The following is a 12,675-nucleotide window of genomic DNA, read 5'->3' as shown; positions in this document are numbered from 1 at the left end:
GATGGGCGGCCCCACTTGCGCGGGGCCGCCCATCGATTCGGTGACTTGGAGTTCGTATCAGGCCGTCAGGACCTGTTCGATGCGTTCCAGTGCCCAGTCGAGGTCCTCGCGGCTGGTGACCAGGGGCGGGGCGAGGCGCATGGTGGTCTCGTGGGTTTCCTTGCACAGCACGCCCAGGTCGCGCAGCGCCTCGCAGTACAGGCGGGCCGGTTCGTGCAGTTCCACGCCGATCAGCAGGCCGCGCCCCCGCACTTCCTTGACGCGGGGGCTGTTTATGGCGCGCAGGCGATCACGCAGGTACTCGCCGAGTTCGGCGGCGCGGGCGGGCAGGTTCTCGTCTTCGAGCACTTCCAGGCTGGCCTGCGCCACGGCGGCCGCCAGCGGATTCCCGCCGAAGGTGCTGCCGTGATCGCCCGGCTGGAACAGGTCCATCACGGCGCGGCTCGCCAGGACCGCGCTGACCGGGTACACGCCGCCGCCCAGCGCCTTGCCGAGAATGACCACGTCGGGCCGCGCGGGCTCGTGATCCCCGGCCAGCCACTGCCCGGTGCGGCCCAGGCCGGTCTGGATCTCGTCAGCGATCATCAGGGCGCCGTGACGGTCGCACACGCCGCGCAGCGCGGTCAGGAAGCCCTCGGGGGGCACGATCACGCCCGCCTCGCCCTGAATGGGTTCGTACAGCACGGCCGCCGTGTTCGGCGTGATGGCCGCCTCGATGGCCGCCGCGTCGCCGTACGGAACGCGCACGAAGCCGGGCGTCAGCGGACCGAAGGCGTCTTTGTACTGCCCCTCGCTGCTGAAGCTGACCAGGGTGGTGGTGCGCCCATGAAAGTTACCGTCCATGACGATGATCTCGGCCTGGTGGGGCGCTACGCCCTTGACCTCATACGCCCACTTGCGCGCCAGTTTGATGGCGGTCTCCACGGCTTCGGCTCCGGTGTTCATGGGAATCACGGCTTCGAAGTTCAGCAGGCGGGTGACGGTCTCGTAGAACGCGGCGAGGCGGTCGTTGCGGAACGCGCGGGAGGTCAGCGTGACCTGCTGCGCCTGTTCGGTCAGCGCGCCAATGATGCGCGGGTGGCAGTGCCCCTGGTTCACGGCACTGTACGCCGAGAGGCAGTCCAGGTAACGGCGGCCGTCGGTATCCCACACCCAGGACCCCTGGGCGCGCTGAATGACGACGTTCAGCGGCTTGTAGTTGTGCGCGCCGAGGGCGTCCTCGCGGCGGAGCAGGTCGGCGGCGGTGCCGGGTCGGGCGGGCGTCTGGGTCGGTTCGAGGGTACTGGTCATGGAGCTCCTTCGCGGCGCGCGGGCCACGGGACGGGTCGGTGGGCGGCCTCCAGGGAGGGCCGGTGCGGTTCTACACCCTGATGGTAACGGCTGAACTGGCTGGCGAAAAGAGCCACATTTTTCCAGAAACGACCAGCCAGTTCTACCTGAACCCGGCTTGGGCCCGAGCTGAGTGCGACTTGAAGGAAGCCGGGGGCAGCGCACGCTGATACGGACCCCGTGCGTTTCGTTCACAACCCGCAGGCACACTGGATTCAACGCGGCTATTCGCGGCTGGCCTGCTCGATGGCGCGCGCCAGCACCGCCGCGCTGCGCCGCAGGTCCGGGAGGCTCAGGCCGCCATATCCGAGCAGCAGGCCGTTGCGGTCCGGGGCGTTCAGGTAGTACGGGCGGAGGCTGGGAACCGTCACGCCCTGCGCGCGGGCCAGTTCGGTCACGCGCGACGCGTTCAGGTGCGGCGCGAGTTCCAGGTGGGCGTGCAGGCCGGCTTCCAGACCCATCAGCCGGGCGTGCCCGTCGGCAGGATGCAGGGCGTCGCTCAGGGCGGCGCGCCGCGCGGCGTAGGTTTTGCGCATGCGGCGGATGTGGCGTTCCAGGTGCCCGCCCGTGATCATCAGGGCCAGGGCCCGCTGCACCGGCCAGGACGTGTGGAAGTCCGCCTTGCTCTTGATACGCAGCAGCCGCTCGCGCAGCGGCCGCGGCGCCACGACGTACCCGACCCGCACGGACGGGGCCAGCACCTTCGAGAAGGTGCCCAGGTACACCACGTTCCCGCCGGTATCCAGGGACGCCAGCGACGGCAGCGGGCTGGCCCCGTAGCGGAATTCGCTGTCGTAATCGTCTTCGAGGATCAGGGCGTCGTGCGTCTGCGCCCAGTCGAGCAGCGCCAGCCGCCGGGCCACGGACAGGCGCACGCCCAGCGGGAACTGGTGGCTGGGCGTGGTGTACAGCAGGATCGGGGCGTGGGCGGGGCGCGCGGTCAGCAGCGGTTCCAGGCTCAGGCCGTCGTCGTCGACGGGCAGCGGCACGATCCGCGCGCCCGCCTCCTGAAAGATCTGCCGGGCCAGTCGGTAGCCGGGTTCCTCGAACGCCACGCGGTCACCGGCTTGCAGGGTCGCCTGCGCGATCAGGTTCACGCCCTGCACCGCGCCGCCCGTGATGAGCACGTCGTCCGCGCGGCACGCGAAGCCACGCGCCCGTTTCAGGTACGCGGCGACCGCCTCCCTGAGGGCCGGGTCGCCCGCCGGGTCCCCGTAATCGCCGGGGAGGGGCGTCAGGGCCGTCTCGCGCCACACGCGCCGCCAGCCGCTGCCTTCCAGCGCGGCCGTGTCGGTCTGCCCCACCCGGAATTCCAGCGTTCCAGCCGGACTGGGCGGCTCGATTTGCGGTTCAGGCACGGGCCGCTGCAACCAGCGTGCCCCGGTCGCCGGAGCGGGCCGCGCCGCCTGGGCTGCCTGGGCCGCCTGCGAACCGTCCGGCAGGTCCGGCGCGACGAAGGTGCCCGAGCGGTCCCGGCCGCTCAGGTACCCTTCGGCCAGCAGGTGCTCGAAGGCCTCGAACACCACGTTGCGGCCCACGCCCAGCGACGCGGCCAGCGCGCGGGTCGAGGGCAGACGCTGGCCGGGTTCCAACAGGCCGCCGCGCACCGCGCTCCGCAACTGATCGGCCAGTTGCCGCGACAAGCTGCCGGGGCGGGCGCGGTCCAGCGTGAGAATCAGGTCGGCAGGTAGCGCCGCGCCGCGCCGGGCCACGCCCATCAGCGGTCACCGAGCTGGCCCGTGTGGGCGGCGCGCAGTTCGCGCAGGACGGCCTGCGTGGCGGCGGGGAGTGGGCCGGGGCGGGTGACGGTGCCGTAGGTGCGGGTCACGGGCCAGGGCAGCGGGTGGCAGCTCACGCCGGGCGGCAGGGCGGGCAGCGCCATGCGGGGCAGCACCGCGAAGCCCAGGCTGCCCGCGACCATAGCGGCGATGGCGGTCTCGCTGTTCAGGCTCAGGTGCGGCGTGACGTGCAGGCCGTGACGGGCCAGTGCGTCTGGCACGCGGCGGTCGTGCGGGTCGCCCAGGTGAATGTAGGGACGCTGCCAGGCGCCGGGCAGCGTCCAGCCGGGCGGCAATAGCAGCAGGTAGGGGTCCTCACCCAGCGCCTGAGCGGTCAGGGAGGTGCCGGGCAGCAGTTGCGTCAGGCCGATCTCTGCCTGGGCGTCCTGCACAGCCTGAATGACGGCCTCGCGGCGCAGGTGGGCGTCGTCTACGAGCACGGTCAGGTCCGGGTGCTCGCGGCGCAGACGCCCGAGTGCGCCGGGCAGCAGGTGGCGCGCCAGACTGGGGAACGACGCGATCCGCACTGTGCCGCTCAGGGCGCCCAGGGTGCCCTGAGCGGAACCGGCGGCCCGCTGCAGGTTGCGCAGTGAGGCGACTAGCTGCTCGGCATGCGGCAGGGCGCGCTGCCCGGCGGGGCTGAGGGTCACGCCGCGACCGTGCCGGTCGAACAGAGCGGTGTTCAGGGTGCGTTCCAGCGCGCGCAGCGAGTGGCTCAGGGCGGACTGCGTGAGATTCAGTTCGATGGCGGCGGCACTCAGGCTGCCCCGGCGGGCGGCAGTCACGAAAGCCCGCAGCTGGGCAAGCGTCGGCTCTGGCATGAGCGTTATTCATACCACAGGGCCGCGCCCGCCGGATCACTCCCCACGCGCAGGGGCGCGCCTTCTACAGTGGGCACCGCAGGCCCTGGCAAGCTCTGGCCCCCCCTTCCCCCCGACCGTCCATTCCCAGCTCCATTCACGCTGCGCTCCGGCTGTTGCCCGGCGCGCCGAGGGGTACCCCATGTCCGCCAGCAACCCAACTGACCGAGCCCCAGCGGCCCACGACCTCCAGAACCACTCCAATCGGGCCGACTCCAGCCCATCCAGCGCTGATCTATCCAGTGTCAGCCAATCCAGTGCCGATCTGTCCGGTCCCGATTTGCCCCGCGCGGCAGACGCGCACGACTGGTTCCCGCGTACCCAGTCTCTGGCCCTCACCCTGACCCGCTGGCCCAGCGTGACCGGCACGGACGGCGAAGCCCGCTTCGGCGCGCGGCTGCGGGACTTGCTGGCCGGGTGGCCGCACTTCCGGCAGCACCCGCAGGATCTGTGGCTCAGTCCTGTCACAGGCCCTTCAGGCGGTGGGGGCGCGGCCCAGCCAGACGGCCCGGGTCAGCCGTTACCGGCCAACGTGTTCGCGCTGGTCCGCAGTGGGGGCGCGGCCGATACGGTGGTGCTGTCCGGGCATTACGACACGGTCGGCACCGGCCCGTACGGCCCATTGGCGGAACTGGCAACCGAACCCGAGGCCCTGACCCGCGCCCTGATCCAGGAACTGGAACGCCGCGCCGATCCGGCCCGCCTAACCGACGGCGCGCAGAGTGCGGCGCAGCCGCTCAGGCACGCCGAGGCGCTGGCCCTGGCCGACCTGCGCAGCGGTGATTTCCTGGCGGGTCGCGGCCTGCTGGACATGAAGGGCGGCCTGGCGGCGGGTCTGGCCGTCCTGGAACGCTACGCGGCCCTGCCCGACTGGCAGCGTCCGGTGAATCTGTTGCTGGTGGCCTCACCGGACGAGGAGAACCTGTCACGCGGAGCGCGGGGCGCCGCCTCTCAGCTGGGCGGCCTGTGCGCGGGACCGGACGGGCTGCGCGTCCGGCTGGGCATCAACCTGGACGCCACCAACGACGTTGGGACAGGCGCAGACGGGCAGGCCGCGTACCTGGGCACGGTCGGGAAGGTGCCGGTCACGGCGCTGGTGGTGGGCCGCGCCACGCACGCCTCGTACCCGTTCGACGGCACCAGCGCGGCGCTGATCGCGGCAGAACTGCTGCGCCGGGTGGAAGGCCACCCGGACCCAGAAGGGCCGCACCCAGAAGAGCCGGGGACCGGCGGCCCCGACACCCACACGGCTGACACGCGGGGCACGCAGGCCCCACCGCCGGTCTGCCTGGAACTGCGGGATGACCGCGACCGCTACGACGTGACCACGCCCGCGCAGGTGTGGTGCGCCTTTAACGTGCTGACCTACCGGCGTGGCCCGCAGGACGTGCTCGATCAGTTCATGACGCTGGCCGCGCACGCCGCGCAGGAGGCCCTGGGTACCCTGGCCGCGCAGGCCGCCCGCTGGGGCAGCGCCAGCGCCGCCGGACTGGCCGCGCAGCGCGCCCTGATCCTGAGCTTCGCGCAGCTGCGTGCCCTGGCGGCAGGGCGCGCCGGAGAGACCGCCGTGCAGAGCGTGATCACGGCCGTGCCCCCGGGACCGGACCCCCTGCGGGCCAGCCGGACCATCACGCAGCAACTGGTCGCCCTGGCGGCGCTGGAGGGACCGGCCGTGATCGTGGGGCTGGGAGCGGTGTACTACCCGCACACCCGCGTGAGCGACGAGCTGCACGCGTCCCTCAACGCAGAACTGACGCGCTTTTCGCAGCAGACCGGCTATGAGGTCCGGGTGCGGCCCGCCTTCGACGGCATCTCGGACATGAGTTTCCTGGGTCACGTCCTGACGCCCGCCGATCAGGCAGCCCTGGCCGCGCAGACGCCCCACCCGGACCACCTCGGCGGCCCGCACGGCACCGCCGCCGCGTTCCCGACCATCAACGTCGGACCCTGGGGACGCGACTACCACCAGAAGCTGGAACGCATTCACCGGCCCTACTCGTTCGGGGCGCTGCCGGAACTGCTGTGGCGACTGCTGCACTGTGCAGACTGGCCCTCGCAGACCGACCCCGCCTGAACGGACCGGGCGTCATCCTTCCGCAGGGCCCGCCCAACCTCTGGCGCGGCAAGCGGGTCGGTCCGCCTGCCGCGCCGGGAACCTCATGCGGACTGCGGTGAAACGGCGCGGAGTGAGCAACGCGGTGTCGTTGCGGGTTGCCAGTTCCACGTCCAGAACCCGCTTCCGTCCGGTTGAGTGGTCTTTGCAGCCCATTCAACCGGAGTCCGTCTCAGCCCTGCCCCCGGTAAGCCCAGCCGGTCAGACGGGCCTCGATCAGGGCGAAGATGGCGTACAGCACGACGCCCATGGCACTGACCAGCAGCACCCCGCCGAACACCAGCGGCACCTGGAAGGAACTGGCCGCCTGGTTCATCATCACGCCGATGCCCTTGTTACTGGCGGCCAGCTCGCTGATGATGGAGCCTACGAAGGCCAGCGTGACCGCGACTTTCAGGGACGCGAAGAAGTACGGCAGGGCGCGCGGCAGACTGACCTTGGAAAAGACCTCCCAGGGGGTCGCGCCCAGCGCGCGAAGCAACTCGCGCGGTTCGGGCTCCACCGTCGCGAGGCCGGTGGCGACGTTCACGACCACCGGGAAGAACGAGATCAGGAAGGCCGTCAGCACCGCCGGCACCGGACCCACCCCGAACCAGATGACCAGAACAGGCACCAGCGCCGCCTTCGGCACGGCATTGAAGCCGATCAGGAGTGGGTAGAGCGCCTGGTACGCCGTGCGGTTCAGGCCCACGAGCGCGCCCAGCGCCATGCCCAGCACGACGCTCAGCGCGAACCCGATCAGGGTGGTCGTCAGCGTCTGCGCGGCGTGTCCGGCCACGGCCGGCGCGAACTGGAACACCGACGCGATGGACGCGCTTGGCGTGGGCAGAATGAACGGCGGAATCTTCAGGATGCGGCACGCGAGTTCCCAGATCACGAAGAACCCCAGGATCGCCAGGGTGGGCGGCACCAGCGGGCGCAGGCGGGCCATCGCGGCGTGCGGCAGGGCGCGCGGCGCCGGGGCCACGCCCGGCGTGCGGGTGTCCAGACTCACGGCAGCACCTTCACGAGACAGCCTCCATGAGTTCCTCGGCGCGGATGGGCGAGCGCAGGCCGCCCACGCGGGCGCGCAGGTCATGGATCACGTCCGTGAATTCGGGCGTGAAGGTCAGTTCCAGCGTGCGGGGCCGCTCGAACGGTACCCCATGCTGCGCGGTGAACGTGCCGGGCCGGGGGCTCATCACGTAGACCGTGTCGGCCAGCAGTGTCGCCTCGCGCAGGTCGTGCGTGACCAGGATCACGGTGGGCCGCGCGCCCATCCACAGCGCCTGGAGGGCCATCCACAGTTCCTCGCGGGTGAAGGCGTCCAGCGCGCTGAACGGCTCGTCGAGCAGCAGGAACTCCGGCGCGTGAATCAGGGAGCGCACCAGGTTCACGCGCTGCTGCATGCCACCCGACAGTTCCCACGGGTGCTTGTCCACGAAGTCGCCCAGCCCCACCGCCGAGAGCAGCCGACGCGCGCTCCACGTACGGCGCGGGGTCGCGGCGGTACGCGGCCTTGTGCTTCGGCGAGACCTCCAGAGGCAGCAGCACGTTCTGCAACACCGTGCGCCACAGCAGCAGGCTGGGATTCTGGAACGCGATTCCGGTATTCCCGGTCGCTTTCGGTGCCGCGCCGCTGATCAGCGCCGTGCCGGACGCGGCGGGCATCAGCCCGGCCACCAGCCGCAGCAGCGTGCTCTTGCCACAGCCGGACGGGCCGACGATTGCCACGAACTCGCCCTTGTGGACGCACAGGTTCACGTCCTGCGCGGCCAGTGTGCCGCTGGCCCCGCCGTAGCGCATGGCCACGCCCCGCAGGTCAATGGCGGGTGGGAGGGTGCTTCCGGCCGTCACTTCACCTTCCGGTCGGCGGCGGAGGGCAGGTACGACGTGTCGAACACGTTCGTGGGTGTCAGGACTTTCGGCAGGTCGAAGGCGTTCTGCACGACCGTGATGCTGGACTTCAGGCGGTCCGGGCGCACCAGCCCCAGGCCCAGCGCGCGCGAGTCCTTGGTGAGGACGCTGCCGCTCAGCGCGAGTTTCAGGCGCTCGGTTTCCAGCGCCGGGTTGATCAGCGCGTTCTTCTTCTGCAATGCCGCGATGGCGGCCGCCGGATCCTTGATGGCGTCCTTGAGGCCCTGGTTAATGGCGACCAGCATACCCTTGACGACCTGCGGGTTCTTCTTGGCCCAGTCGGCCCGCACCATGATCGCGTTGCCGTACAGGCCGCTGATGCTCTGCGCGTACGGGAACACCGTGACCTCGTCGGCCTTCACGCCCAGCTGACCCAGGCTCAGCAGGGACGTGAACGTGAAGCCCGCGATGCCGTCCGCCTGTTTCCGGGCCAGCATGGGTTCGCGCAGACCGCCGTCCACGCTGACCCACTTGACCTTGCTCGCGTCGATGCCGTTCGCCTCGGCAAACGCCGGGAACAGGCGGCGCGACGCGTCTCCGGCGGGAGCAGCCAGCGTCTTGCCCTCCAGGTCTTTCGGGGTTTTGATCCCGCTGCTCCTCAGCACCAGGATCGAGTGCGGGGGCGCGTTGTACACCATGTACACCGCGACCAGCCGCTGCGCGGGATTGCGGGCATTGAATTCCATCATGGCGTTGATGTCGCCGAAGCCCATGTCGTACGTGCCGCTCGCGATCTTCGTCACGGCGTCCCCGGACCCGAAGCCCCGGTCGATGGTGACGTTCAGGCCCTGCTTCGCGAAGTACCCCCGGTCGGCCGCGAGCAGGTACGGTGAGCCGGGCCCTTCAAAGGCCCAGTCGAGCGTGAACCGTACGTTGGTACTCTGCGCGGCAGCCAGTGAGGAGAGCGTCAGGGCGAGGGTGGCGGTCAGGATCTTGTAGGTCATGGATCTCCTTGGGTGGTGGGCCTATCTGCCCTGAATGATCGGTGAACAACGGTCAATCCAGTCGGATTGCCGGGCGTGGGGTTCTCACTCCGGCCCAGTGCCGGATTGAGAAGGAACCGGACGGGAACCTGTCTCAGACGCCCAGGTAACGTTGCACGGCGTGGGTGGGCGTGTCGGCGGTGGTGCCGGTCTCGACCACGCGCCCTTTTTGCATGACGTAGTACCGGTCGGCGAACGACCACGCGAAATCCAGGTACTGCTCGACCAGCAGGACGGCCACGCGCAGTTCGGTGCGGACGCGCGTCAGGGCGTGTTCGATCTCCTGGACGATGCTCGGCTGGATGCCTTCGGTGGGTTCGTCGAGCAGCAGGTAACGTGGCTGCGTGACCAGGGCCCGGCCGATGGCGACCTGCTGCTGCTGCCCGCCGGACAGGTTCCCGGCCCGGCGCCCGGCCATGTCGCGGCAGATAGGAAAGAGGTCGTACACGAGTTCCGGGATCTCGCGTTTCGCTGTGGGGCGGCCTGACAGGGCGGGAAGGCCCATCAGCAGGTTCTCCTCGACGGTCAGGTGTCCGAACAGGCCGCGTCCCTGCGGTACATAGGCCAGGCCGCCGCGCGCCCGCGTGAACGCGGCTTCCTTCTCGACCTGCGCGCCGTTCAGGCGCACGCCGCCGCCCGTGACCGGGTGCAGGCCCGTGATGGTGCGCAGCAGGGTCGTCTTGCCCACGCCGTTGCGGCCGATGAGCGTGACGGCCTCGGCGTCCGCGACTTCCAGATCGATGCCAAACAGCACGGGGCTCTGCCCGTACGCAGCGGTGACGCCTTCAAGCTTGAGCATGTGCGGCCTCCTTGGGGCGTCCCAGGTAGATTTCCATGACGTCCGGGTCGGCGCGCAGGGTCTCCAGGTCGCCCTCGCGGAACACCTGCCCCTGGTGCAGCACCGTGATGGGTGCGTTCAGCAGTTCCACGAAGTGCATGTCGTGGTCGATGACCAGGACGGTGTGCCGCCCGGCGAGCGTGTGGATGAGTTCGGCGGTCTGCGCGGTCTCCTGCGCGGTCATGCCGGCGGTGGGTTCGTCGAGCAGCAGTAACTGTGGGTCGGCGGCGACGACCATGCCGATCTCCAGCCACTGCTTCTCGCCGTGCGCAAGCAGCGCCGCAGGCACGGCCGCCCGCTCCGTGAGGCCGGTCAGGCGCAGCAGCTCGTCGGCGCGTGAGTGCTCGGCGGCGGTGGGGGCCTTCAGGATGCCCAGCACGCCCTTGTGCCGGCGGGCCGTGAGCAGTAGGTTCTCGCGCACGCTCAGGCCTTCGAGCACGCCAGGGGCCTGGAATTTGCGGCAGATGCCCAGGCCCGCAATGCGGTGCTCGGGCAGACGCGAGATGACCTGCCCGGCAAAGCGGACCTCGCCCGTGTCGGGCCGCACCTTGCCGATGATGGTGTCGAGCAGCGTGCTCTTGCCCGCCCCGTTCGGCCCGATCAGCACGCGCAGGCTGCCCTTCGGGACGCTGAGGCTGAGGTTGGTGATGGCCTTGAAGCCGTCGAAGGACACCGTGATGTCCCGCACGTCCAGCAGCGGTTCAGGGGTCGCAATGGAAACGGTCTCAGACGGCATCGCTCACCTCGCGTGTCACGGGATTCTGGGGCGCGGGTGTCGGGCGCGGCGTGCGGCGGTTCTGGATCAGTCCGGCCACGCCCTGCGGCATGACCAGCACCACTAGCACGAACAGCGCGCCCATGACGTACAGCCACGCGTCCGGCGCGGCGCTTGAAATACGGTCCTTGGCGAGTTGCCCCAGCACCAGTCCGGCCGCCGCGCCGATCAGGCTCGCGCGGCCCCCCAGCGCCACCCACACGACGAGTTCGATGCTGAACGCCGTGCCGATCATGGCGGGAGAGATGGTGCCCAGGTGCAGCGTGTACAGCGCGCCGGACACGCCCGCAAGCAGGCCGCCCAGCATGAACGCCGCGATCTTGAACGCCGCCGGGTTGAAGCCCAGGAAGCGCGTGCGGTTCTCGTTGTCGCGGATGGCGGTCAGGATCGCCCCGAACGGCGTGCGGAGCAGGGCCGCCGTTCCGCCCAGTGCGAGCGCCACGAACAGCAGCGTCACCCAGTACAGGCCGTGCGCCACAGCGGGGCCGCGCAGGTTGATTCCCAGGAACGTCTGGTAGTCCGTGATGCCGTTCGTGCCGCTGGTCAGGCCCTGCGAGCCGTTCAGCCACGTCACGAACGCCAGGAGCAGCGCCTGCGTGATGATGCTGACGTAGACGCCCGTGATCCGGCGGCGGAACATCAGCCACGCGACCAGCCCCGCCACGGCCGCCGGCAGCAGCAGCACCATGAAGAGCGTGAACGGCGCACTCGCGAACGGCACCCAGAACCACGGGAGCTTTTCAACGCCGTTGTAGAGCATGAAATCCGGCAGCTCACCGCGGGGGGTCGCCACGAGTTTCAGGTGCATGGCGAGCGCGTACCCGCCCAGCCCGAAGAACAGCCCCTGCCCCAGCGACAGGATGCCGGCGCGGCCCCACACGACGCTGACGCCGATGGCCGCAATGGAGAGCGCCAGCACCCGCCCCAGCAGCGTCAGCGGGTAGGCACCCAGGTACAGCGGCGCGAACGCCAGCGCGATCAGCACGGTGATCACGGCGGTGGTAGAGCGTTTCATTACACGTCCTCCAGGGCCCGTGATTTCGTGGGGATCAGGCCGCGCGGTTTCCACTGCAAGAAGGCCACGACGAGCACCAGCAAGATCGCCTGGGCGAGGCTCACGCTCGTGAAGCCTTCAGCGAGCGCGGTCACGAAGCCCAGCAGCACGGCCGCGACCGCCGCGCCCAGCACGCTGCCCACGCCACCCACCACGACGACCAGGAAGGCGTTCACGATGTACGCCGCGCCGACCGTGGGGTTGACCGGGGCGATCAGGGCCAGGCCCACACCGGCCACGCCGGCCACGCCCGCGCCGAGCGCGAAGACCAGCATGTCCAGCGAGCGGGTGTTCACGCCGAGCGCGGCGGCCATCTCGCGGTTCTGGTTCACGGCGCGCACGTGCATGCCGAAACGCGAGCGGTTCAGCAGCCACCACATGCCCCCCAGCACGATCAGCGCCAGCGCGACGACGAACAGACGCACGAACGGCAGGGTCACGTCGCCCAGTTGCACCGCGCCGCTCAGCCACGCCGGAGCAGTCACAGGCACGCCGGTACTGCCGAACAGTTGCCGCGCGGCCTGCTGCAAGATCAGGCTGATTCCGAAGGTCGCCAGCAGCGTGTCAAGCGGGCGGCCGTACAGCCGGCGAATCACGGTGAATTCCATGAGGGCGCCCAGCAGTCCGGCGCCCAGGAACGCCAGCGGGAACGCCACCCACAGCCAGGCGTCTCCCAGGGTCGGCGCGGCCCACTGCGCGGCGAGGTACGTGAGGTACCCGCCGACCATCAGGAATTCGCCGTGCGCCATGTTGATCACGCGCATCAGCCCGAAGCTCAGGGCGAGGCCCAGCGCGGCGAGCAGCAGGATCGACGCGACCGACAGGCCCGTGAACAGCTGCCCGGAAATAAAAGTGAGGTCCATTGCATCCCTCCAGACGGTACAAAATGGTGATCAGGGTCAAGGGGACGCAGGAGTAGCGTACAACCGCTTCCCGCGTTCCAGTCAGCCGGGCCGTGTCATACAGAATCGGATTGGTAACTGCTCAGCACGATAAACACGGCAAAAAACGCTTGTTCCCGTTTTGTATGAGCATAATATTTACTGCAA

Annotated in this window: 11 protein-coding genes and 1 pseudogene; 1 reads left to right on the top strand and 11 read right to left on the bottom strand. The window is 69.9% G+C overall.

What is annotated here, in order from left to right; translation table 11 throughout:
- Positions 1–57: 57 nt before the first annotated feature.
- The 3 genes from rocD to QZ271_RS03915 all read right to left on the bottom strand — a co-directional run bounded on the left by rocD (position 58) and on the right by QZ271_RS03915 (position 3,928).
- Entirely contained in the window at positions 58–1,290 is a 1,233-nt protein-coding gene (rocD, locus tag QZ271_RS03925) for an ornithine--oxo-acid transaminase (RefSeq protein ID WP_291429182.1), read from the bottom strand.
- A 263-nt stretch (positions 1,291–1,553) separates the two neighbouring features.
- Positions 1,554–3,047: a PLP-dependent aminotransferase family protein gene (locus tag QZ271_RS03920; RefSeq protein ID WP_291429180.1), complete on the bottom strand. Its 1,494-nt coding sequence runs from the start codon at positions 3,045–3,047 to the stop codon at positions 1,554–1,556.
- Positions 3,047–3,928, bottom strand: a complete 882-nt coding sequence (locus QZ271_RS03915) for a LysR family transcriptional regulator (RefSeq protein ID WP_291429179.1) — start codon at positions 3,926–3,928, stop codon at positions 3,047–3,049. The genes QZ271_RS03920 and QZ271_RS03915 overlap by 1 nt, the downstream gene beginning before the upstream one ends.
- A gap of 319 nt (positions 3,929–4,247) precedes the next feature.
- Here QZ271_RS03915 and QZ271_RS03910 point away from each other — a divergent pair, with 319 nt between their 5' ends.
- Positions 4,248–6,041, top strand: a complete 1,794-nt coding sequence (locus QZ271_RS03910; RefSeq protein ID WP_291429177.1) for a M20/M25/M40 family metallo-hydrolase — start codon at positions 4,248–4,250, stop codon at positions 6,039–6,041.
- A 211-nt stretch (positions 6,042–6,252) separates the two neighbouring features.
- Here QZ271_RS03910 and QZ271_RS03905 read toward each other — a convergent pair whose 3' ends face one another.
- The 8 genes and pseudogenes from QZ271_RS03905 to urtB all read right to left on the bottom strand — a co-directional run bounded on the left by QZ271_RS03905 (position 6,253) and on the right by urtB (position 12,489).
- Positions 6,253–7,074 carry an ABC transporter permease gene (locus QZ271_RS03905; protein WP_291429174.1) on the bottom strand — a complete coding sequence of 274 codons (822 nt, stop codon included), beginning with the start codon at positions 7,072–7,074 and terminating at the stop codon, positions 6,253–6,255.
- Positions 7,075–7,084: 10 nt separating this feature from the next.
- Complete coding sequence (locus QZ271_RS03900) at positions 7,085–7,501, bottom strand: ATP-binding cassette domain-containing protein (protein ID WP_291429172.1); 417 nt, start codon at positions 7,499–7,501, stop codon at positions 7,085–7,087.
- Positions 7,502–7,640: 139 nt separating this feature from the next.
- Positions 7,641–7,865 (bottom strand): annotated as a pseudogene (locus QZ271_RS14510) (ATP-binding cassette domain-containing protein); the annotation flags it as partial.
- A gap of 47 nt (positions 7,866–7,912) precedes the next feature.
- Entirely contained in the window at positions 7,913–8,920 is a 1,008-nt protein-coding gene (locus tag QZ271_RS03890) for an ABC transporter substrate-binding protein (RefSeq protein ID WP_291429167.1), read from the bottom strand.
- 133 nt (positions 8,921–9,053) lie between these two features.
- Positions 9,054–9,758, bottom strand: coding sequence for an urea ABC transporter ATP-binding subunit UrtE (gene urtE, locus QZ271_RS03885; RefSeq protein WP_291429165.1), 705 nt, complete (start codon positions 9,756–9,758; stop codon positions 9,054–9,056).
- Entirely contained in the window at positions 9,745–10,533 is a 789-nt protein-coding gene (gene urtD / locus QZ271_RS03880; RefSeq protein ID WP_291429163.1) for an urea ABC transporter ATP-binding protein UrtD, read from the bottom strand. Before urtD ends, urtE begins: the two co-directional genes overlap by 14 nt.
- The gene (urtC, locus tag QZ271_RS03875) at positions 10,523–11,587 is read right to left on the bottom strand and encodes an urea ABC transporter permease subunit UrtC (protein WP_291429161.1); all 1,065 of its coding nucleotides are present in this window, start codon (positions 11,585–11,587) and stop codon (positions 10,523–10,525) included. The genes urtD and urtC overlap by 11 nt, the downstream gene beginning before the upstream one ends.
- Positions 11,587–12,489 carry an urea ABC transporter permease subunit UrtB gene (gene urtB / locus QZ271_RS03870; protein WP_291429159.1) on the bottom strand — a complete coding sequence of 301 codons (903 nt, stop codon included), beginning with the start codon at positions 12,487–12,489 and terminating at the stop codon, positions 11,587–11,589. The genes urtC and urtB overlap by 1 nt, the downstream gene beginning before the upstream one ends.
- Positions 12,490–12,675 lie beyond the last annotated feature (186 nt).

Origin of the sequence: Deinococcus sp., from assembly GCF_018260555.1 — a bacterium.
Lineage (GTDB): Bacteria > Deinococcota > Deinococci > Deinococcales > Deinococcaceae > Deinococcus.
Note: the sequence above shows the minus strand (reverse complement) of the source record. Positions and strands in the feature narration are given on the sequence as shown.

Coding starts and splice junctions, on each gene's coding strand:
- urtD (WP_291429163.1), bottom strand. CDS start 10,533: ATGCCGTCTGAGACCGTTTCCATTGCGACCCCTGAACCGCTGCTGGAC.
- QZ271_RS03890 (WP_291429167.1), bottom strand. CDS start 8,920: ATGACCTACAAGATCCTGACCGCCACCCTCGCCCTGACGCTCTCCTCA.
- QZ271_RS03915 (WP_291429179.1), bottom strand. CDS start 3,928: ATGCCAGAGCCGACGCTTGCCCAGCTGCGGGCTTTCGTGACTGCCGCC.
- urtE (WP_291429165.1), bottom strand. CDS start 9,758: ATGCTCAAGCTTGAAGGCGTCACCGCTGCGTACGGGCAGAGCCCCGTG.
- urtC (WP_291429161.1), bottom strand. CDS start 11,587: ATGAAACGCTCTACCACCGCCGTGATCACCGTGCTGATCGCGCTGGCG.
- urtB (WP_291429159.1), bottom strand. CDS start 12,489: ATGGACCTCACTTTTATTTCCGGGCAGCTGTTCACGGGCCTGTCGGTC.
- rocD (WP_291429182.1), bottom strand. CDS start 1,290: ATGACCAGTACCCTCGAACCGACCCAGACGCCCGCCCGACCCGGCACC.
- QZ271_RS03920 (WP_291429180.1), bottom strand. CDS start 3,047: ATGGGCGTGGCCCGGCGCGGCGCGGCGCTACCTGCCGACCTGATTCTC.